Annotated in this window: 23 protein-coding genes and 1 riboswitch; of the genes, 16 read left to right on the top strand and 7 right to left on the bottom strand. The window is 44.7% G+C overall.

Annotation, left to right across the window (positions count from 1 at the left end; genetic code table 11):
- Positions 1-9: 9 nt before the first annotated feature.
- The 3 genes from rsiO to MKY10_RS17855 all read right to left on the bottom strand — a co-directional run bounded on the left by rsiO (position 10) and on the right by MKY10_RS17855 (position 1,912).
- Positions 10-420, bottom strand: a complete 411-nt coding sequence (rsiO, locus tag MKY10_RS17865; protein WP_046381322.1) for an acid stress-sensitive anti sigma factor RsiO — start codon at positions 418-420, stop codon at positions 10-12.
- Positions 421-484: 64 nt separating this feature from the next.
- On the bottom strand, positions 485-1,639 hold the full coding sequence (gene oxdC / locus MKY10_RS17860; RefSeq protein WP_048655211.1) for an oxalate decarboxylase: 1,155 nt from the start codon (positions 1,637-1,639) through the stop codon (positions 485-487).
- Positions 1,640-1,759: 120 nt separating this feature from the next.
- Positions 1,760-1,912: a YvrJ family protein gene (locus tag MKY10_RS17855; protein ID WP_003244090.1), complete on the bottom strand. Its 153-nt coding sequence runs from the start codon at positions 1,910-1,912 to the stop codon at positions 1,760-1,762.
- A 201-nt stretch (positions 1,913-2,113) separates the two neighbouring features.
- Between MKY10_RS17855 and sigO the strand changes: the two genes are divergently transcribed.
- The 5 genes from sigO to MKY10_RS17830 all read left to right on the top strand — a co-directional run bounded on the left by sigO (position 2,114) and on the right by MKY10_RS17830 (position 6,441).
- A complete protein-coding gene (gene sigO / locus MKY10_RS17850) occupies positions 2,114-2,644 on the top strand; it encodes an RNA polymerase sigma factor SigO (protein WP_014477957.1) in 531 nt (176 codons plus the stop codon).
- Positions 2,645-2,647: 3 nt separating this feature from the next.
- Positions 2,648-2,887 carry a sigma-O factor regulator RsoA gene (rsoA, locus tag MKY10_RS17845; RefSeq protein ID WP_003228484.1) on the top strand — a complete coding sequence of 80 codons (240 nt, stop codon included), beginning with the start codon at positions 2,648-2,650 and terminating at the stop codon, positions 2,885-2,887.
- A 151-nt stretch (positions 2,888-3,038) separates the two neighbouring features.
- Positions 3,039-3,752, top strand: a complete 714-nt coding sequence (gene yvrH, locus MKY10_RS17840; protein WP_003243545.1) for a two-component system response regulator YvrH — start codon at positions 3,039-3,041, stop codon at positions 3,750-3,752.
- Positions 3,749-5,491 carry a two-component system sensor histidine kinase YvrG gene (yvrG, locus tag MKY10_RS17835; protein ID WP_061891016.1) on the top strand — a complete coding sequence of 581 codons (1,743 nt, stop codon included), beginning with the start codon at positions 3,749-3,751 and terminating at the stop codon, positions 5,489-5,491. The genes yvrH and yvrG overlap by 4 nt, the downstream gene beginning before the upstream one ends.
- A 71-nt stretch (positions 5,492-5,562) precedes the next feature.
- Positions 5,563-6,441, top strand: coding sequence for an SMP-30/gluconolactonase/LRE family protein (locus tag MKY10_RS17830; RefSeq protein WP_003228493.1), 879 nt, complete (start codon positions 5,563-5,565; stop codon positions 6,439-6,441).
- A gap of 37 nt (positions 6,442-6,478) precedes the next feature.
- On the opposite strand, the gene MKY10_RS17825 is transcribed toward MKY10_RS17830, so the two are convergent.
- Positions 6,479-7,270 carry an SDR family oxidoreductase gene (locus tag MKY10_RS17825; protein WP_003242985.1) on the bottom strand — a complete coding sequence of 264 codons (792 nt, stop codon included), beginning with the start codon at positions 7,268-7,270 and terminating at the stop codon, positions 6,479-6,481.
- 153 nt (positions 7,271-7,423) lie between these two features.
- Positions 7,424-7,563, top strand: a riboswitch (cobalamin riboswitch).
- A 104-nt stretch (positions 7,564-7,667) separates the two neighbouring features.
- Between MKY10_RS17825 and MKY10_RS17820 the strand changes: the two genes are divergently transcribed.
- The 11 genes from MKY10_RS17820 (at position 7,668) to liaR (ending at position 17,683) form a co-directional block, all read left to right on the top strand.
- Positions 7,668-8,612 carry an ABC transporter substrate-binding protein gene (locus MKY10_RS17820; RefSeq protein WP_003243040.1) on the top strand — a complete coding sequence of 315 codons (945 nt, stop codon included), beginning with the start codon at positions 7,668-7,670 and terminating at the stop codon, positions 8,610-8,612.
- Complete coding sequence (locus MKY10_RS17815; RefSeq protein ID WP_009968147.1) at positions 8,575-9,636, top strand: iron ABC transporter permease; 1,062 nt, start codon at positions 8,575-8,577, stop codon at positions 9,634-9,636. The genes MKY10_RS17820 and MKY10_RS17815 overlap by 38 nt, the downstream gene beginning before the upstream one ends.
- Entirely contained in the window at positions 9,636-10,964 is a 1,329-nt protein-coding gene (locus MKY10_RS17810) for an ATP-binding cassette domain-containing protein (RefSeq protein WP_010886611.1), read from the top strand. Before MKY10_RS17815 ends, MKY10_RS17810 begins: the two co-directional genes overlap by 1 nt.
- 22 nt (positions 10,965-10,986) lie before the next feature.
- Positions 10,987-11,568, top strand: coding sequence for a cob(I)yrinic acid a,c-diamide adenosyltransferase (locus MKY10_RS17805; RefSeq protein ID WP_003228501.1), 582 nt, complete (start codon positions 10,987-10,989; stop codon positions 11,566-11,568).
- Between the two features lie 176 nt (positions 11,569-11,744).
- Complete coding sequence (locus MKY10_RS17800) at positions 11,745-13,013, top strand: MFS transporter (protein WP_003244338.1); 1,269 nt, start codon at positions 11,745-11,747, stop codon at positions 13,011-13,013.
- Between the two features lie 161 nt (positions 13,014-13,174).
- Complete coding sequence (liaI, locus tag MKY10_RS17795; RefSeq protein ID WP_003243447.1) at positions 13,175-13,555, top strand: cell envelope stress-induced membrane anchor protein LiaI; 381 nt, start codon at positions 13,175-13,177, stop codon at positions 13,553-13,555.
- 26 nt (positions 13,556-13,581) lie between these two features.
- Complete coding sequence (locus tag MKY10_RS17790; RefSeq protein WP_003243047.1) at positions 13,582-14,259, top strand: PspA/IM30 family protein; 678 nt, start codon at positions 13,582-13,584, stop codon at positions 14,257-14,259.
- A gap of 100 nt (positions 14,260-14,359) precedes the next feature.
- Positions 14,360-15,232: a DUF4097 domain-containing protein gene (locus MKY10_RS17785; RefSeq protein WP_003244420.1), complete on the top strand. Its 873-nt coding sequence runs from the start codon at positions 14,360-14,362 to the stop codon at positions 15,230-15,232.
- A 33-nt stretch (positions 15,233-15,265) separates the two neighbouring features.
- On the top strand, positions 15,266-15,991 hold the full coding sequence (gene liaF, locus MKY10_RS17780) for a LiaRS two-component regulatory system accessory protein LiaF (RefSeq protein WP_003242605.1): 726 nt from the start codon (positions 15,266-15,268) through the stop codon (positions 15,989-15,991).
- Positions 15,988-17,070 (top strand): two-component system sensor histidine kinase LiaS, encoded by a 1,083-nt coding sequence (gene liaS / locus MKY10_RS17775; RefSeq protein WP_003244464.1) that lies wholly within the window; start codon positions 15,988-15,990, stop codon positions 17,068-17,070. Before liaF ends, liaS begins: the two co-directional genes overlap by 4 nt.
- Positions 17,048-17,683: a two-component system response regulator LiaR gene (gene liaR / locus MKY10_RS17770; protein WP_003243201.1), complete on the top strand. Its 636-nt coding sequence runs from the start codon at positions 17,048-17,050 to the stop codon at positions 17,681-17,683. The genes liaS and liaR overlap by 23 nt, the downstream gene beginning before the upstream one ends.
- A gap of 7 nt (positions 17,684-17,690) precedes the next feature.
- Here the strand turns inward: liaR and gerAC are convergent, their stop codons facing one another.
- The 3 genes from gerAC to gerAA are packed head-to-tail and all read right to left on the bottom strand — an operon-like array spanning position 17,691 to position 21,323.
- On the bottom strand, positions 17,691-18,812 hold the full coding sequence (gene gerAC, locus MKY10_RS17765; RefSeq protein WP_003243203.1) for a spore germination receptor protein GerAC: 1,122 nt from the start codon (positions 18,810-18,812) through the stop codon (positions 17,691-17,693).
- Positions 18,809-19,906: a spore germination receptor protein GerAB gene (gene gerAB, locus MKY10_RS17760; RefSeq protein WP_009968145.1), complete on the bottom strand. Its 1,098-nt coding sequence runs from the start codon at positions 19,904-19,906 to the stop codon at positions 18,809-18,811. The genes gerAC and gerAB overlap by 4 nt, the downstream gene beginning before the upstream one ends.
- The gene (gerAA, locus tag MKY10_RS17755) at positions 19,875-21,323 is read right to left on the bottom strand and encodes a spore germination receptor protein GerAA (RefSeq protein ID WP_003243555.1); all 1,449 of its coding nucleotides are present in this window, start codon (positions 21,321-21,323) and stop codon (positions 19,875-19,877) included. The genes gerAB and gerAA overlap by 32 nt, the downstream gene beginning before the upstream one ends.
- Positions 21,324-21,403 lie beyond the last annotated feature (80 nt).

The following is a 21,403-nucleotide window of genomic DNA, read 5'->3' as shown; positions in this document are numbered from 1 at the left end:
TTCTTTTTTTTAGCTGGGAAGAGCCGAGTTGCATTTGTCTAAAATCAAAAAAACGGCTGCGACAATCATTTCTTCTGTGGTGGACAGCCAGATGTCGCTGATCAATTGGTCTGTTGTGTGAGCAGTCATCCACAAAAACAGCAGCTGGACGATGCCGGCAAGGAGAATGAATAGACGTTTTCCTGTCTTGAAAAATGTAAAGCTATGTATCATCAGCCGTTCAAATGGTTCAAAGCATAATCCGAGAACAAGGAATACCATGGCAAAAAGCAGGACATGAGCTGCTGAGCGGTAGCTCGTTCCCGCTAAAGAAAACAATATATAGATGACAGCAAAATAGGTCAACACCACTGCTGCTGCGGCCAGCAAGTACTTTATGGAGAGCCGCAATAAGCGTTTTGAAGGGTTTTGATGTTTCACTGGTTCAGCTCCTTATGAAGGCTTGCAGAGAACGAGTGCTCTCTGCAAGCCGCAAGTCTTTTATTTACTTGCATTTCTTTTTCACTACTGGGTGCTTTTCTTTTGAAAGCACATCAGTAAAGTCTTTGCCCAAGTCAAGGTGCGCTTGAACAAATTTTTCAGGAAGCATGGCAAGCCATTGGTTTAAAGATACATCAGCATAATGGTCGTCTTTGAAGATTTCTAAAAAGACAAGCGGTTCATCCCCGATGTTTTCAACGTAATGACCCATTGCAAATGGTACATATCCGACATCACCGGCTTGGTAATTAAACGTTCTGGCATGGCCGTCAGATGCAAAAACGGTCATTCTAGCTTTACCAGAGATGTAGTATTGCCATTCGTGGGTATTCGGATGCCAGTGCAGTTCTCTCATGGCGCCGGGTTCTACTGTTACGAGCGCTGATGCGATGGTTTTAGACACTTTGAAGTTTGTCGAATCTGCAATGTATACTTTTCCTCCCTCAGATTCGATCGGCTCTTGTTCAAGAAGGCGGTAAGTAAATGGATAAGGCACTTCGCCATTCGGCCCTTCCACAATATCATCTTTTAAACTGCCAGGAAGTTGGTTTTCAAATATATATTTTTCTTTGCCAGGTAAATTGGCAATCTCTTCTTTTGTCACGCCAAAGTTCGCAGCAATGACTTCTTTTGGAGTGTGGGCCAGCCAATCTGTCAGCTGGAACGTGCTGTTTTCAGAGAATGATCCATCGTCAAACACGAGCAGGAACTCAGCTCCCTCATCCAGCGCTTGGATGGAGTGCGGAAGGCCTGACGGGAAGTACCAAAGGTCTCCTTCACCTACATCGTCAATAAAGCTGCGCCCTTTTTCATCTACAATTGTGACTCTTGCACTTCCGTAAATCATATAAGCCCATTCAGCTTCTTTATGCCAGTGAAGCTCGCGAATCGCGCCTGGCTTCAACCGCATATTTACGGATGCAAGGTTTTCTGAAATCGGCAATTCACGTACTGTCACTTCACGGGCATATCCGCCTTTTTCTAATCGGTTATGAGTATCAGAGAACGAAAACTTCATATTGCTGACGGTGCCATGATCGGTTTCAGGCGGAACGAGCATATCAGGGTTTTGCCGGTCTCTTTCAATATTGCGCGGGATTTTTACCGTTGCTCCTTTGTCTCCTCTAATTGGCTGCGGAATGTCATTTTGTTTTTTCATGAAATGTTTCCTCCTTAAATTTAAATGTGATAGCAGAAAGAGAAGGTGAAAGGCCTTTCGTTTTCCCTTCTGTTTTGTTAAGTGAAAAAAACCAGTGAAAAGTCAACTTCGATTGAAAAATTATTTTTTTGCGTGATCTTTCAGTTCTGTCATTAGTTCTATTAGTTGATCAAACTTCTTTTCGAATCGGGTCAGCAGATACATTGCAATCAGCGCGGGAAACCCCAAATTGCCGATCTGTTTTACGACTTCCTCTATAAAAACCTGATCCATAGGAAAATACCTCCCTTCTTTTTCTGCAGTCATGTATGTAAGTGAAGGAAATCCGATAAAACGTAAACTGCTGCAAAGTATTTTGGAAGACACTAGTCGGAAAGTAGTAGTTTACTTTTTTTTGCTTTCCTTCATTTAATTTAGTAGGGAGGCGGTTTGATGGACTATCAAAGTCTTTTACGGTCAAAATGTAAGGAGATAATGAAGCATCCCATCGTGAAGCATTTTTTGAGCAATCCTCAGCATTACCGTTTGTTCAAAAACGTAATGGAAAGCCCTAACGAAAAAGATGCAAAATCATTGGACGAGCTATTTAAGCAGTTTTATAAAGAAATCCGCATCGTCAAGTATATGAATTCAATGATTCGCATCTTTTCTATTGATTTTGATAAGCGGGTTCGCAAAAACCAAAAACGGTATCCGCTGACGGTTGATCATCCGGAGGCGGGAGATCGGCTTCCTTCCGAAACAGGAAGCGATGCATTTGAAGAATTTTTAGACAGGCAGGATGATTTGAGCCAGCATGTCCAGGATTACCAGCTCTACCAAGCGATCCAGAAGCTGACTGACAAACAAAAAAGTGTGCTGACGAAAGTGTATCTTCACGGTGCCACGATGCAGGAGATTGCAGATTCATTAGGGGAGTCCCGACAAAACATTTCCAACATTCATAAAAAGGGGCTGGAGAATATCAGAAAGCAGCTAGCGGCGCAAAAAAAGGGGGAAAAGTAAGCTGTGGACGGCCAGTTTGAACAAAAAAAGAAACAAAAAGACGAGACTTATGACATTGAGCACCTGATTGCATGCTTTTCACCGATGATCAGAAAAAAACTCAGCAATACGTCCTATCAAGAAAGAGAAGATTTAGAGCAAGAGCTGAAGATCAAAATGTTTGAAAAGGCTGATATGCTTTTGTGTCAGGATGTCCCGGGGTTTTGGGAGTTTATTTTGTACATGGTGGATGAGAACTCATAATATTTTCATATGAAAAAACATCAAAAGGGAGCGCTTGTTTGCTCCTTTTTTGCTGTTTTGATTTGCCAAGCTCCAATGTATTCAAAAATGTACCATAAATAAACGATATAATGATAAGATGAAAAAAACAGTGACAGAAAGGAACATAAAAGTGGAAAATGCGTCAATTTTAATCGTAGACGATGAGAAAGCGATTGTGGACATGATCAAACGCGTTCTCGAAAAAGAAGGTTATCGAAATATACTGGATGCGGCAAGCGCAGAAGAAGCGATTCCCGTTGTGAAGGCCAATAAGGTTGACTTGATTGTGCTGGATGTCATGATGGGCGGAATGTCCGGTTTTGAAGCCTGCACATTGATCAGAGAGTATTCAGACGCTCCGATTTTTTTCCTGACGGCAAGATCATCCGACGCGGACAAATTATCGGGCTTTGCGGTTGGAGCTGATGACTATATCACAAAACCATTTAATCCGCTGGAATTAGCGGCGCGGATCAGAGCGCATCTCAAGCGTACATATCAATCGAAAGAAACGAGTTCAAATCAAACCTACACATATGATTATTTTACTTTTTCTCCGCAAAATGCCGAGCTGATCGTAGGCGGGGAAGCCGTTGCCTGTTCAGCCCAGCTTCTGCAGCTTTTGCAGTATTTTTGTGAACACCCTAACGTGGTGCTTTCCAAAGATCAAATATATGAAAAAGTATGGGGCTATCCTTCCTACGGTGACAACAATACCGTCATGGTTCATATTCGCAAGCTTAGGGAGAAGATTGAGCGCGATCCGAGCAATCCGGAGTATATTGTAACCGTTCGAGGTCTCGGCTATCGTTTTATCCCAAATCCTGAAGGCAAGCGGTCATGAGGTTAAGATGGAAGTTTTTGTTTCACTTTTTCGGTCAGATGCTGATTGTGATCCTGCTGCTTACGGTTATGCTTGTTGCGTCGTTTTTCTATTTAGACGCTCGTTTTAGCGATGCGGAATCCAATTCAGGGCTGACGAAAGCAACGACCGACACACTTGAGGCATATCTCGATGTAAACGAAGACGGGACATGGGAAGTGGATAATTTCCTGAAGAAATCTGTTGATAAACAGCACGGCTGGATGCAAATCATTGATTCGGAAGGAAACACTGATTATTCCTACAGCGTGCCAAAAGACGTGCCTGGCACCTATACCAAGAAAGAGCTTTTGTCTATTTATAAAACCAAAAAGCTTCATAACTATAAACTGAATTATTGGGCCATCAATATTGAAGATAAGTCGTATCTTCTATTGTCCGGCTGGAAATCAAAAAGTGAACAGCTCCTGACTTCCGTTGAAAAGCGCGAACAAAAGATAGACTCACTAGCGCACTATAAGTCTAGTACCATCGACTATATTAAACGGAAAAAAGGCGCCATTTACCTGTTAGACAGCAATGGAAAGATTCTCGACAGCATCAACAGCACAAAAAGCGAAAGAAAAACGATGAACCAGCTGGAGCTGCTTAAATACAGCTCTAAGCCTTGGAACTATAAGCGGGAAATTTCCGTTAAGATCCTCAATAAAGACAGATGGATGGTCGCTACGGTGCCAAACCCAGTCTATGTAACCGATCAGGAGTTTAACAAATCATTCCTGAAGGTTGTATTAAAAGCGATGTTTCTCGTGATGGCCGTTTTGTTCATGTATATCATTTGGATGACCGTTTGGTATATGTTCCGATTCGGGCTGCCGATTTTTCACACGATTAGATGGCTGGTCAATCTGTCAAAAGGGAAGCTTGAGGAACCTAGAAACCGGGAAGGCCGTCCTGTCAGCAAAAATAAAAAGGGAAAAATCAAACAGCCGTACCGCTTCTTCGGTGAGATATTTGAATCAATGGATCAGCTGACTGAAACGCTGAGAAGGGATAAAAGAAACAGAGAAAAAATCCAGGCGACAAGGGAAGAATGGATTGCCGGTTTGTCACATGACTTAAAAACACCGCTCAGCAGCATTTACGGCTACAGCATGATGCTCGAGTCGAAGCAGTATGACTGGTCGCCGGAAGAAGTGAAAGAAATGGGGCAGGTTGTCAGAGAAAAATCTGAATACATGTCCAAGCTGATTGAAGACTTAAATTTAACATATCGCCTGAAAAATGATGCTCTTCCTATTGAGAGAAAGCTCACTAGCCTAATCCCGTTTTTTAAAAATGTCATTGAGGATTTTAAGAAAAATCCGTTTTCTGAAGGGTATGATATCTCGTTTGTATCCAAAGAAGAGCATATTGAATTTGCCCTTGATGAAGCGTGGTTCAGGCGCATATTAGAAAACCTCCTTGGGAATGCCGTGAAGCACAACGGCAAAGGAACAGAGATTCAAGTCATTCTGGAGCAAACAAAAAATCATATTTCTTTAAAGGTGAAGGACAATGGGAAAGGAATGGATGAAGAAACGATCACCCATTTGTTTAACCGTTACTACAGAGGGACGAACACAAAAGATTCAACTGCCGGAACGGGTCTCGGGCTCGCGATTGCCAAGGAGCTTGTCCATCTGCATAACGGAACGATCCATGTGAACAGCAGAATGGACATTGGGACGGTCATTACCATCCTTTTTAAAAAACAATAAACATCATGTGGTTTGGACACCTCTTTGCCGGGAATAACAATATATAGACTGAAGCTAAAGAGGTGTAACACATGGATGCAGTATTGGAAGCAGACACTCGGGCAGTGATTGGAGAAGGCCCGTTATGGGATGAAGAAAACGGCCGCTTATATTGGGTTGATATCCTGGGAAGCGAGCTCCACATCTTTGACCCTGAAGAAAAAATCAACCGATCGATCAAATTCAAATCCTTTGTGACGGCGCTTGCGAAATATTCAAAGGATGAACTGATTATGACGATGAAGGACGGGTTTTACCTGTATCATCTTCGGGATGACAGCTTGGAAAAAATTAAACAGCCGAAGGACATGCATGAGAGCCTGAGATTTAATGATGCTAAATGTGACCCGTACGGAAGGCTTTGGGCGGGGACGACGAGCATGGAAGGCGAGCAAAAACAGGCGTCGCTGTACCGTTTGAATCTAGACGGCAGTCTTGTCAAAATCAAGGATCAAGTCTCCACCTCAAACGGTTTGGATTGGGATCGCGAGCGGAATTTGATGTATTACATCGACACGCCAACGCAGGAGATTGTGCGTTACAGCTATGATCCTCAAAGCGGAGATGTTTCGAATCCAGAACCTGTCTATCGTTTTGATCAGTCGGACGGATTGCCGGACGGCATGACAATTGACCAAAATGGCATGCTGTGGGTGGCGCTGTTTGGCGGCAGCCGCGTTGTTCACATTGACCCGTTTCAGAAAAAAGAAATCAATTCAATCAGCGTGCCGGCTAAATATGTCACGTGCTGCGCGTTCGGCGGCAGAGACTTAAAAACTCTTTACATTACAACGGCAACAGAACAAATGACAGAAAAAGAGAGATACGAGCAGCCTCACGCTGGAGGGTTGTTTTCAGCACAACTGGAAACAGGCGGATATCAGCCGGTACCATTTGCTGGAGACGTATAAAAAAAACGCATCCGAAACACGGATGCGTTTTTTTATATTACAGAGAACGGATAATGCCGCCTTCCACACGCTGTGCCGTGCCGTTAATGGCGGATGCGGCGTCAGACGCGAGGAATACGATTGTGTTGGCGACTTCTTCTGCTGTCGCGTATCGCTGAATAAGCGAGGTTGGCTCATTGACCTTGAAATAGTCTTTAATAAATGTATCTGTATCCTGGCCGGCTGCTTGTGCGGCGCCTTCCATATAGGATGCCACGCCCTCTGTCCAAGTAGGTCCCGGGAGCACTGAGTTGACCGTCACATTTGTGCCTTTTGTCATTTCAGCCATTCCTCTTGAAAGGCTGATCAGTGCCGTTTTTGTCATTGAGTATGGAATCATCGTTGGCAGCGGTTTGACGCCTGCTTCACTTGCAATATTTAAAATACGGCCGCTGTTTTTGGCAAGCATTTTTGGAAGGAAGTGACGGCTTGTCCGAACGGCGCTCATCACGTTCACTTCGAAATATTGATTCCACTCTTCATCTGTCACATCGGCAAAGTCTTTTACCTCGAAGAAACCAAGGTTGTTGACAAGGATATCGATATCACCGATTTCATTTACTTTTTCAATAAAAGCCGCTGCTTCATCTGTTTTTGACAAATCGGCAGCAGCACCGTGCACTGTTCCATAGCCAGAAAGCTCTTCAATCGTGCGATCGACAGTCTCCTGTTTGCGTCCGTTGACAATGACTGCCGCACCCTCTTGCAGAAAGCTTTTTGCGGCGGCTTTCCCGATACCGGACGTCGAGCCGGTGATTAAGACGAGTTTTTCTTTTAGCTGTAAATCCATAAGAATCATTCCTTTTGATAGATGATGGTATTAAGTATACAAGATCAAATTTAGTGTTTACGAGGATTTTGCTTCCATACACAATATGGGGAAAAGTCATTCAGGACACATATACAAGCCTGTCAGTCATATAGTATAATTACTCCGAAAAACGGATACGAATGTCAAATAGGTGCCGGTCCGTGAACAACAGCCGGCTTAAAAGGGAAACCGGTAAAAGCCGGTGCGGTCCCGCCACTGTAATTGGCCAAGCGCCAAGAGCCAGGATACCTGCCTGTTTGATCAGCACGAATTCTGCGAGGACAGATGATGTGTAAACAATAGGCTTTTTTGTGTTGTTTACAGCATCTTTACCGTCGTAGAGATGCTTTTTTAGTTCGTTTAGGAGGAAAAGATTATGAAAAAACGAGCCGGGATATGGGCTGCGCTTCTGTTGGCTGCTGTTATGCTGGCAGGCTGCGGCAATCCTGCGGATCAGAAGGATTCAAAGGCAAAACAAAAAACAGAAGTGTTCCCTGTCACCATTGATGATGCGTCAAACCAAGATGTAACCATCAAAAAAGAGCCAAAAAAGATTGTTTCATTAATGCCGAGCAACACAGAAATTACATACGCACTCGGCCTTGGTGACAAAGTGGTCGGTGTCACCACAAACGATACCTATCCAAAGGAAGTCAAAAAGGTTGAGAAAGTCGGAGATATGAATGTAAACGTTGAAAAAGTCATTTCTCTAAAACCAGATCTCGTTCTGGCCCATGAGTCTTCCATGTCAGCATCAGCGGATGCCATCAAACAGCTGAAGGACGCGGGCATTACAGTGCTGACTGTCAATGATGCACAATCATTCTCCGAGGTGTACAAATCAATCGAAATGATCGGAGAAGCTGGCGGGGCGGAGAAAAAAGCCGATCAGCTCGTGAAAAGCATGAAATCAGATCTAAAGGATATTCAAGAAAAAGCGAAAACCATTTCAAAAGACGAGGAGAAAAGCGTATTTATCGAGGTTTCTCCTGATCCTGACATTTATACAACCGGAAAAGATACGTTTATGAATGAAATGCTAAATGTCATCCATGCTAAAAACGCAGCTGCGGATCAGACAGGATGGGTGCAAATGACAGACGAGGCGATCGTAAAACTCAATCCTGATGCAATTGTTACAACGGACGGTGTGAAAGCGAAAGCTGTGGAAAAACGCGATGGCTGGAGCGAAATCAATGCTGTGAAACATCATCGTGTATATGATGTGGACCCTGATCTTGTGACACGTTCCGGTCCCCGTCTGATCGAAGGGGTCGAAGAACTTGCGGAAAGCATTTACCCGGATACGTTTAAGGAATAATCGTTATGCCGCATATATCATTGGTTTCTCATTTTTAGCCGTGAGCATCATCTTAGGAATTTCTTGCGGCAGCCTGCATATTCCTATTCCCGCTGTTTTTCGTGTCTTTTGGCATCAAGGTTTCGGCGGCTCTATCGGTTCTGATGATCCGATGTACACTAATATTATGATGAATATCAGACTGCCGAGAGTTGTGCTGGCCGCCCTTGTGGGGGCGGCTCTTTCTATTGCAGGGGCCGCTTTTCAAGGATTGTTGAAAAATCCGCTTGCTGATCCCTATACGCTAGGTGTGTCATCCGGTGCTTCAGTCGGAGCTGTTGTGACTCTGTTCTTAGGTTTGCACCTTCCTGTCATCGGAGGGTTTACACTCCCGGTTTTGAGTGTAGCCGCGGCACTGGCCACGATGGCGGCGGTCCTTTTCTTCAGCCGCCTCGTTCATGCTTCGATGTCTGTTTCCACCCTCATTTTGACCGGTGTCATCACCAACTCTTTTTTAGGCGCATTTATTTCTCTTATCATCGCCTTGACAGGAGACAACCTGCTTCCGATTGTGCATTGGCTGCTTGGCAGCGTCTCAATGAGGGGCTGGAGCTATGTTATTTTGTTTCTCCCGTTTTTTCTTTTGGGAACCATTTTATTGATTATAAACGGAAGGGAACTGAACGTGATGACATATGGAGAAGATAAAGCAAAGCTTCTTGGAGTCAGCGTTCAGCAGAGGAAGATGATGATTTTAATAGCCGGATCTCTTTTGACGGGAAGCGCTGTGGCAGTATCGGGTACGATTGGCTTTGTCGGCCTTGTGATTCCGCATATCACAAGGCTTTTGTGGGGAACGGACCATCGGCATTTACTGCCGTTGTCCGCCTTGCTTGGGGCAGGGTTTCTTGTTTTAGCCGATCTGCTTTCCAGAACCATCATTGAGCCGATTGAACTGCCGATCGGGATCATTACGTCCTTGGCGGGAGCGCCTGTGTTCGCTCTTATTTTAATTCGGCAGCATCGCGGGGGGAGAAGCTTATGATGAAGGCAGAAGGGCTGTCGGGAGGATACGGCGACAGCCGCCTAATCAACAATGTCAGCTTAACAGTGGAGAAGGGAGAATTTCTTGGAATTCTCGGCCCTAATGGAAGCGGAAAAACCACGCTTTTGCACTTGCTGACAGGTACGCTGCCGGCCAAGAAAGGCAGGGTTTATCTGGCCGGAAAACTGCTGGCGGACTATAAACCGAAGGAACTGGCGCAAATCATGGCTGTCCTGCCGCAAAAAATGGATCAAGCCTTCACCTTTACTGTCGAAGAAACTGTAGCCTTTGGCAGATATCCATTCCAAACGGGGCTGTTCAGACAGCAGACTGAAAAGGGTGAAGCCATTGTACAGGAAGCAATGGAGCAAACAGGAGTGGCCGATTTTGCGCAAAAGCCGATTCGCGAACTAAGCGGAGGGGAACAGCAGCGGGTGTATTTGGCACAAGCTTTGGCGCAGCAGCCGCGTATTTTATTTTTGGACGAGCCGACTAATTTTCTCGATCTGGCTTATCAAAAAGACCTGCTTGATCTGATCAAACGCCTGACGAGAGAAAGCGGATTGGCAGCTGTCAGCGTTTTTCATGATCTGAACACCGCAAGCCTGTACTGTGATGGGCTCATGTTTATGAAAAACGGTACCGCCGGGCCTAAGCAAAAACCGGAATATGCTGTTACAGAACAAAGCATAAAGGCGGTGTACGATACAGATGTCACCGCCTTGGTTCATCAAAGCTCACCTAAACCGATGATTGTGATTCAGCCTGAAAAAGATAGCGTGAAGCGGCAGTCTATCCCATTTGAAGCATTGCTCCAAGCGGGGCGTGATGACATTCTTCTGCAAACGGAAATCCCGCTTCGAACATTGTCCTCCACGCCTATCGGTGCAGGGTTTTCGTGGAGCAGGACGCTGATCCATAAACGGCTGCCAGATCAGCCAGATCCGATAGAAGGACTTACGGCCTGTCTTTCAGAAAGCGGTTTTCAACTGCAGGAGACGTGTGCGATGGCTTCTTCAGAAAGACTTGACCGTTTCGTGTATCGAACATATGAAGACGGAGAGTTATCCGTTTTCATATGCGTTCAGACCGGCTTTTCGATTTGGATTTTGATTAACGGCTATGCGGCAGATCAATTCTTCATCAAAGCTCTTATGGCTGCCGAAGCAGAACGGACGAAAGTGCTGGGAGACGGAGGAGGCACAGGTGATATTCTCATCGCCGCGACTCAAACTCAGCAATCAGAAAACATAGAACAGCGGCTGAACCAATTGATAAAGAAAGGGACAGCTGAATGTATAAAAGAGGCTGCTGAGTTGTTTGAATAAGTCTGTAAAGGAGATTCAGGGTATGAAACTATATACAAAAACAGGCGATAAGGGACAAACTGGCTTAGTCGGGGGCAGAACGGACAAGGACAGCCTACGCGTCGAAAGCTACGGCACGATTGACGAGCTTAACAGCTTTATCGGGCTTGCTTTGGCAGAGCTTTCCGGGCAGCCCGGCTTTGAAGATCTGACAGCCGAGCTGCTGACCATCCAGCATGAGCTGTTTGACTGCGGAGGCGATCTGGCAATCGTCACAGAAAGAAAAGACTATAAACTAACGGAAGAATCTGTTTCCTTTTTAGAAACGCGCATTGATGCCTATACAGCAGAAGCGCCGGAACTGAAGAAATTTATTCTTCCAGGCGGATCAAAGTGTGCTTCGCTTCTCCATATCGCACGCACCATTACAAGGCGGGCAGAACGAAGAGTGGTGGCGCTGATGAAATCGGAGGAGATTCATGAAACAGTGCTGCGTTATCTCAATCGTCTGTCCGATTATTTCTTTGCCGCCGCCCGGGTTGTGAATGCAAGAAGCGGTATTGGCGATGTAGAATATGAAAGAAGTGCCATTGTGTTTCGGGACCGAAACAGCAGCGAATCATAAAAAGTGAAAAGGAAAGCCGGCGTGTTCAAATACATGCCGGCTTTTTTTGTTTTTCACTCTGTCAATTTCCCATTTTACGACAAAAAATGAACCTTATGAATTATTGACTGAAAAATGGAAAAATGAGATATTGTAATAAATAGATGTAAAAAATAGGCAACGGGGGGCTCTGATGGATGGTGAATTTAATTGAAAGTGATAGCATCTGGAAGAGAAATTTCAATTATCTGTTTTTCTCAAGAATAGTCAAGATATCCGGCGATATGTTCGCATTTAATTCAATATTATGGTTTTTAATTTATGACGGCAAAGGTGCGATCGGCACTGCTTTATTGATTGCTGTCACGTTTTTGCCGGAAGCCGTTCTGGCGCCTGTGACGGGGCCTTTTATGAAACAGACCACGCTGAAATTTTGGATGTACTTTTCAGATCTGACAAGGGCGGCGATTGTTTTGATTATCCCTCTATGTCATTTTGCGGGCTTCTCTCCGCTGTGGTTTGTCATGACGCTTATGATTGTGCATTCAGCTACTGGAGCTGCCTACAATCCCGCCTCTATCGCTTTGATTCCTCAAATCGTCAATGAACAGGGCATTCAAAAAGCAAACGCTGTGCTGCAATCCTCCGCTCAAATTGTCCGGCTTGGGGCTGTCACATTATGCGGCGCTTTTCTTACATTTATTAGTCCTTCTTATACCATGCTTATCGCACTTGTGCTCTATTTGGTGTCAGGTTTTCTCGTTCTTTTTATTAAGTACACTGCGGTTGAATCTCAATCAGAGTCTGCGGTTGTTACACAGAGAGGCACATATATCGGAAGACTGAAACGCGGCTTTAGGCTCGTCAGAAAACACCAGATTTTATATCCGCTCGCCATTTACTGTATCTTTATGAATTTCGCGGCTGCCCCATGGGAAGCGCTCTCTGCCGTATACGTTGCGGAAGATTTAAACGGCCAGCCGATCGTATACTCGCTTTTAAAGGCCACCACCGCCGCGGGCGCGTTTTTATTAGGGTTTGTGCTGGCGAAAGTCAAGGTAAACAGGTACGGCTTGTTATTCGTCACTGCCGGCATTATTGAAGGATTTGCTTTCTTTATTACCGGGATGAATACCTTTTTGCCGCTCGTCTTTTTCGCTGCTTTTACCTTTGGTGCCGCAGTCAGTGCTGTTAATGTTCCTGAGTACACGATTATCCAGACGTCTGTGGATAGTGAGGATCAGCCGCAGGTTTACGCCGTTATACATATGATCTCAAATATTTCGATCCCTGCCGGAGCTGTCATTTGCGGGTATGCCGCTAATGCTTTCGGCTCAGGTAAAGTGATCGCTGTCGGTGGGATTGTCGAAATTATTGCGGGTATCGGAATCTTGCTGTTTACAAAATTGGCCAAAGCAGAAAGGTCCGACCTAATTAAAGAAAGGGAAGCAAGTGTTCATCTGTAAAGGGTTTTAAAACGCCATGCCTCGTGCATGGCGTTTTTTTGTGCCAATGGGTCCGGTGCGAGATACGACTCCGGTCTTATATAAAAATCAATCTCTGATTCGTTTTGCATATCTTCCAACTTGTATAAGATGAAGACAAGGAAAACGAAAGGAGGATCTGCATGAAAATAAACAAGAAAACAATAGGCGGATTCTTATTAATTGTATTTGGGATCTCCGTCTTTTTTGGAGGAGGAAGCTTCGGCTTTATCATCCCGCTCGCCATCGGGAGCTTGATGACATACGCAGGAATCAAAAGGTTTGCCGCGGGAAAAACCATCACGGGAATCATCGTGGGCGGTATCGGAGCCATTATGCTCATCTGCTCACTTCCGTTTGTCGTCGGAATCGCATTGGCGGCCGCTATGGTGTATTACGGCTGGAAGCTGATGAAAAACGGATCAGCTGATAACGGTGTATCATCTTTTGATCCTGAACCGGCTTCTGCTGCCTACCAATCTCACTTTGATGACGAATGGGAAGAATTTTTGAAGAAAAAATAATATCAATATATTAGGAGGAATCAGGTATGGTATTAAAAAGAATCAGAGACATGTTTGTTGCGTCAGTTCATGAAGGACTTGATAAAATGGAGAATCCAAAGGTGATGCTGAATCAATATGTACGCGATATGGAAAGCGACATCGCAAAAGCAAAGCAAACAATTGTGAAACAGCACACGATTGCCTATCAATTTAAGAAAAAATATGAAGAAGCCGCTGAAGTGGCTGGCAAACGGAAAAATCAGGCACAGCTCGCATTTGACGCAGGTGAAGAAGAACTGGCGAAAAAGGCGCTGACTGAAATGAAGTATTTAGAAGGGAAGGCGGCTGAGCATAAAGCTTCCTATGAACAGGCAAACAGTCAGCTGGCTGATCTGAAAGAGCAGCTGGCTGCACTTGAAACAAAGCTTCAGGACGTAAAGGATAAAAAACAGGCGCTGATTGCGCGGGCAAATGCGGCGAAAGCTAAAGAGCATATGAATACGACATTTGACAAAATTGACAGTGAAAGCGCGTATCGTGAATTTTTACGTATTGAAAATCGTATTGAAGAAATGGAAATCCGCGCGAATTATTCAAAGTCAGCGGAAGCCGGCACAGAACTTACACGTAAAGAATTCGCAGACGATGTGGAAGCGGAGATTGAAAAAATGCGGACACTTTCACTGCAAAAATCAGACCAGACAAAAGCGGCAAATGAATAAGCGGAACGGGGAAGGATTTGCGGTCAAGTCCTTCCCTTCCGCACGTATCAATTCGCAAGCTTTTCCTTTATAATAGAATGAATGAGAAGGATGAAACCGAATGAAAAAAATGCTTGGCAAACTGTTGATCACTGCCGGTATTCTGGTTTTTTTCGCCGTCGTCGTAAAAGATGTGTTTGCTGCAGGCCTAGGTTTCATAAATGGCACAGAAGCTGATTCAGCCAGCGCATCGCCGCGGGACATTGACAGCATGGTCATTGAGTCGGATAGCAAGGATGTCCGGATTATAGCGGAAGAACGAAGTGACATATCGGCAGGCATTTCAGGAGACTCAGGAAAGTTATTTGTTACTGAAAACAAAAGAAAACTGGAGCTGACCGTAAAGGAAAAAGAATTTCAATTTTTGAATGGATTTAACCGTTCAACTCTTATCGTCAGGCTTCCGTATGATTATAAAGGTGATCTGGCAGTACGAACCTCAAGCGGTGACGTGTCTGTGGCCGGGAATGACCATCTTGCGCTTTCCGGGCTGAACGCAGTATCTGCGAGCGGAAATACGAGCGTGACGGACGTCCGCATTCAAGATCTGAAAGTGAAGGCATCATCGGGGGATGTTTCCATTTCAAATACCGTCTCCAAAACAGCCGGCATTGATTTAGCTTCAGGGGACGCAAATCTGGTTCATGTATCAGGCTCTCTTGATGTGAAAATGACTTCAGGAGATTTTAATGCTGTATTGAAAAAGGTAACCGGTCCCGTATCTGTCACGCTGACAAGCGGTGATGCTAATGTAAGCCTTCCCCAAAATGGCAGCTTTGCAGTCAATGCTTTATCAGCAAGCGGTGACGTCAGTTCGCCGTATTCATTTGCTGATAAAGGACATAAAGAACAGCATCACATCACAGGCACGCAAGGAAGCGGCCGGCATCCAATCGACATCAAAACGGACAGCGGGGATCTAGCGATACGGTAGCACTAGGCAGAAGAAAGGAGGCGGACACCAGGAATGACAAAAAAACAGCTTCTCGGATTGATCATTGCTTTATTCGGCATCAGTATGTTTTTGCAAATTATCGGAATAGGCGATCTGCTGTTTTGGCCGCTCTTTTTTCTGATTGCCGGCTATTTCCTTAAAAAATATTCCCGTGATTGGCTTGGCTCCGTCATGTATATCTTTGCCGCGTTTCTATTTTTGAAAAACCTCTTCAGCATCACCTTTAATTTATTCGGCTATGCGTTTGCCGCATTTCTGATTTACGCCGGCTACAGGCTTATCAAAGGGAAGCCGATATTTGAACCGAATGAGAAACAGGTCAATCTCAATAAAAAAGAACATCATGAGCCGCCAAAAGATGTAAAACATCCCGACATGCGCAGCTTTTTTATCGGTGAGCTGCAAATGATGAAGCAGCCGTTTGACCTGAACGATTTAAATGTCTCTGGTTTTATCGGTGATATCAAAATCGATTTATCTAAAGCGATGATTCCCGAGGGAGAAAGTACAATCGTCATTAGCGGAGTCATTGGTAACGTTGATATTTATGTACCATCGGACCTTGAAGTGGCTGTCAGCTCGGCTGTTTTTATAGGAGACATTAATCTGATCGGCTCGAAGAAAAGCGGATTAAGCACGAAGGTATATGCCGCGTCAACTGATTTTAGCGAGTCAAAGCGCCGGGTAAAAGTGTCCGTTTCCTTATTTATCGGTGATGTGGATGTGAAGTACGTATGAGAAAAAAAATGCTTGCCAGCCTCCAATGGCGCGCCATCCGCATGACAACGGGAATCAGCCTGCTCCTTTTTGTTTGCCTGATTTCCTTTATGATGTTTTACTATCGGCTCGATCCGCTTGTTTTGCTGTCATCAAGCTGGTTCGGAATTCCGTTTATCCTGATTTTGCTTCTGATCAGCGTGACCGTCGGTTTCGCCTCAGGGTATATGTACGGCAACCGGTTGAAGACAAGGATTGATACATTAATTGAATCCATTTTAACCTTTGAAAACGGCAATTTCGCTTATCGGATACCGCCGCTCGGTGATGATGAAATCGGCCTGGCTGCTGATCAGCTGAACGAAATGGCGAAGCGCGTGGAGCTTCAAGTCGCATCCCTCCAGAAACTTTCCAATGAACGTGCGGAATGGCAGGCTCAAATGAAGAAGTCGGTTATCTCAGAAGAACGCCAGCGATTGGCCAGAGATCTTCATGATGCGGTCAGCCAGCAGCTCTTTGCCATATCGATGATGACATCAGCCGTGCTGGAACATGTCAAGGATGCTGATGACAAAACAGTCAAGCGGATCAGGATGGTCGAGCATATGGCAGGCGAAGCCCAAAATGAGATGAGGGCGCTGCTGCTCCATTTACGGCCTGTTACCCTTGAAGGAAAAGGGCTGAAGGAGGGCCTTACGGAGCTTTTGGACGAGTTCCGAAAAAAGCAGCCGATTGATATTGAGTGGGATATACAGGACACAGCGATATCCAAGGGTGTTGAAGACCACTTGTTCAGAATCGTGCAGGAGGCCCTTTCAAACGTATTTAGACATTCAAAAGCGTCAAAAGTAACCGTGATTCTGGGCATAAAGAACAGCCAGCTCCGTCTGAAGGTGATTGATAATGGAAAAGGCTTTAAAATGGACCAGGTGAAAGCCTCCTCATACGGCTTGAATTCTATGAAAGAACGTGCAAGTGAAATCGGCGGTGTCGCCGAAGTGATTTCAGTAGAAGGAAAAGGCACTCAAATCGAAGTGAAGGTCCCGATTTTTCCGGAAGAAAAAGGAGAGAACGAACGTGATTCGAGTATTATTGATTGATGATCATGAAATGGTCAGAATGGGGCTCGCGGCTTTTTTGGAGGCGCAGCCCGATATTGAAGTCATCGGCGAAGCATCGGACGGCAGCGAAGGTGTTCGGCTTGCTGTGGAACTGTCGCCTGATGTCATTTTAATGGACCTTGTCATGGAGGGCATGGATGGCATTGAAGCTACAAAGCAAATTTGCCGGGAGCTTTCCGACCCGAAAATTATTGTGCTCACTAGCTTCATTGATGATGACAAAGTGTACCCGGTTATTGAAGCTGGCGCGCTCAGCTATCTGTTGAAAACCTCAAAAGCGGCAGAAATCGCCGATGCCATCCGCGCCGCAAGCAAGGGAGAGCCGAAGCTGGAGTCAAAAGTGGCGGGAAAAGTATTATCCAGGCTGCGCCACTCAGGTGAAAACGCGCTCCCGCATGAATCGCTTACAAAACGGGAGCTCGAAATACTCTGCCTGATCGCAGAAGGAAAGACAAACAAAGAAATAGGCGAGGAACTGTTTATTACGATTAAAACAGTCAAAACACATATTACGAATATTTTATCAAAGCTGGATGTCAGTGACCGGACGCAGGCGGCGGTGTACGCACACCGAAATCATCTCGTGAATTAGGCGGCTGCTATTTGTTTGCGCCTTTCGTTCCGAAGTCTCTGACAATCACATTGACCCGGTAGTCTATTTCCGCATTGCTGAAATAATCATCATCCCATTTTCTTGAAATCTTTTTCCACTTTTGAGGATAATGAATTCTGACCTCGTTTCCCAGCCCGGTTACGTCCGCTTTGATCTCTTTCTGCAGCTTCTCTGTAATAAATGACGTTACTGTTTCGTGTACTCGTTTTTCGACTGTCTTTTCAATACTTTTAATATATGAATCCTTAAACGAGTCTTCATTGGGATTCCAGTCCTCAGATAGACGACCTTCAATATTGCGGGTAACGGTGAATTTGAACTTTCCGTCCTTGTATGCCGTCTTGATCTTCCGATTGCTTGAATATACTTCATAAGAAAAGAGATGGCCATCGCGCTTCAAGTCAATGACGCCTCCCTCGACAGTGCCTGAAAATAAGCTGATATTTTGAACCTCAATCGGGGTGAGGTCCCGGTGCCATAATTTATTTTTTATGATAGAGGCTCCGTTTATCGCGAGCTTGCCGTTTTCCTTACCGACATGAGGGATGAGGAATGAATCGTCAGAGGTTAAGTGTTCTGAGATCTCCCCCAATGTAACTGGCTCCATCGTTCTGATCGTCACCTTATTATTCTCTGTCAGATCATATATCACGTTGGATGCGGGTTCGCCTTCATCATTCATGTTAAATATATCCTTAGTTCGGCCGTTGGTGATAAAGACGTAGGAACTCCTCCTTGTTCCGTTGTCTCTGACAAACTGGTTAATAATGGCGTCCATTCCAATTTGATCCGCAATCACGCTTTTGGAAAGCAGAATGAGACGCAAATGCTGTGAAAACGTAGGCTTATGCTTTAATGCAGAGGTTCTCATCATTTGATGGACAGTTTTACCCTTTGTGATAGAAAGCTGTGTCGGATCAGATGAAGAGCCCTCCTTGGCGCTGATTATTTTCGGCACGAGAATTTGCTGTGTCAGCTCTAAATTTTCATCGTCAGGCTTGTCTAGCCCTACTCCGATCACTAAGCTTAATTCCTCGATATTCTCACTGTCCCAGCATCCGGACAGCAATAGGGTGCATATAAACATACATAAAATCCGGATTTTCATTTTGTTGTAATCCTCCTCTTGAGAGCTACAATGAAAAAGAGAATGAACGGAAGCAGAAACAGGGAGACAAAAATATAGCCAAGATAATCGCTATACATCATGACTTGATTGGCGTCATCCGGCCAGAGAGAAAAATAAAAGACCGTTATGCCGATAATCACCATGCTTGTTTTAGTCGATAATCCAAATGTCTTCTTTAGCCCGTTAGCGGCAAAGTATCCGTAAATGACAAATGTGGTGAAAAACTGGATAATCCAGACCACCAGTAAAAAGGATTCAAACCGTTCAATAAATATGCCTTTAAGCTCAAAGGACTGAAAGAGAGAAATAGTCGGCCAAATCAGCGTTTTCACCTCGGGAGCGGTCAAAGCTCCGACAACGATAATATACGTAAGGATATATAAGATAATCGGAATCAGAAATCCTAGAGACGCATATCTGAACGTGTATTTCTTTTTCTTCATATGTTCAGGAAGAAACAGCATCACTTCCATTCCTAAAAAAGAGATGGAAACGACGGTAAGGGAGTTTGCAATGGGTCCAAGGCCTTCGCCTAAAACAGGACGCAAATTATTGATATCAAAAATTTTAAAACTGATCCCGAACACAATCAGCAAAATAATAATGGTTACCGTTAAATAAAAGGGAAACAGCCGCGACACATCGCTTAAGCCCCCAACCATTAAATAAATGCCGCAGCAAATAAACGTTAAAATAATGACTTGAATTGGGGTTCTCTCCAGCAGGAAAAACTTCACCATTTCAGCCATTGCCCGTGTCTCGAAGCTGGCTACGCCGAGGAAATAGCCGCAGATCAAAAGGCCGATGATGCTGCCGATCCATTTCCCAAGCCCTTCCTTCAAATATTCAAAGAGTGAAGGGTATTGATGTTTTTTCTGAATGAGCGTGTTTAAATAAATGAAGAAAATAAAAATGAAACCTTCTAATATCAGCGTGATCCAGCCGTCAGGCGTATTAGCCTTAGTGGTCAGCGCTCGCGGCAATGTTAAAAGTCCGGCCCCAAGCATTGTATTTGCAACAATAGAAATACCTTGAAAGGTATTAAGTTTCAGTGGAGTCTGTTTTTGGCTCATTTGGATTATTCACCTCTTTTGGTTTGTTTTTAATTGGGAGACGGATAATGGAGTCATCCGTATTTTTCAGGCTAAAGAATCCGTTTGGCGAAAAATACGGAGACCCAAAGCTCGTTTGTCTCGTTAAGTGCGTATAAACGACAAGCATAAATAAAATAATGCCGTATAGCCCTAAAATAGCGGCGGAAAACATCGAAATAAAACGCAGCACCCGGAAAGACAGACCCATTCCGTATTGAGGAACGGTAAAGGATGCCAGGGCAATGACACTGACGACAATGACCATAATCGAACTGACGAGATTCGCTTCTACAGCAGCCTGTCCGATGACTACGCCCCCAACGAGGCCGATCGTCTGTCCGAGCGGATTGGGGAGTCGCAGTCCGGCTTCCCTTAGCAGCTCGATGGTTACTTCCATCAGCAGGGCTTCAAATATCGGAGGGAACGGCACGTTTTCCCTGTTCGCCGAAATCGTGACGGCGAGTGCGGTCGGCAGCAGCCCCTGATGGAAGGAAACAAGTGCTATATAAATCGATGACAAAAACAAGGTGATAAAGATAGAAGCAAAGCGCAGCGACCGGATAAGAGATGCTGAAATCCAGCGTTCATAGTAGTCATCCGGGGATTGCATCAGGATGCCGAGAGAAACCGGCACCAGCAGCACAAATGGTGAACTGTCGACCAAAATTGCCACACGGCCGTTAAACAGGGCTGAAGATACTTTGTCAGGTCTTTCCGTATTTTGTATCTGCGGAAATGGTGAATATTTATTATCTTCAATGAGCTCCTCGAGCGTTCCGCTGTCCTGGATATCTTCCAGCTGGATATTTTTAAGCCGCGCCTTCACTTCTTTTATGACGGACTTTTTTGCTTTGCCTTCAATGTACATAATGGCTGCAGGCTTCAGCTTGTTTTCGCCGATCATGATTTTTTTGGTGATCAATTTCGGATGAGAGGTTCTTTGTCTGATCAGAGCGAGATTTGTATCAATATCCTCTACAAACGCTACTTTTGGGCCGCGAACCACTTTTTCAGTTGTCGGCTCTGTCAGGCTTCTTGTTTTTTTCTTTCCTGTGGTCAGAATATAGGCTTTATCCAATCCGTTGATAAACACAGCACAATTGCCGTTGAGAATCGATTCAATCGTTTTTTTTGCAGTTTCAACAGGTCTTGCGTCAAGCTGGTCAAGGCGTTTTTTGACCTGGTCAAGCGTTAAGGTCTCCTCATCTTTAATCAAAGTTTTAATGGCTTCTGACACCTTATTCTCATCAGTCATTTCACTGAAATAGAGATAGTAAAAAACCAGTCCGTTCGCAAGCATTTTTTTGTTTTTCACCAGATCATCGTTTTCTTTTAATTTTGGCAGCACCAATGCTAAATTATCGTGTATATATTCCTTAAACTCTGTTTGTTCCAATGAGGTCACCTCTTATCCAAAACCTTAGTAGAGGTTATCTTTTCCTGTTAAAAAAATGATATACTGTGTTAGAGTATTTC

This window comes from Bacillus sp. FSL P4-0290, assembly GCF_037975435.1.
Classification (GTDB): Bacteria; Bacillota; Bacilli; order Bacillales; family Bacillaceae; genus Bacillus; species Bacillus subtilis.
Note: the sequence above shows the minus strand (reverse complement) of the source record. Positions and strands in the feature narration are given on the sequence as shown.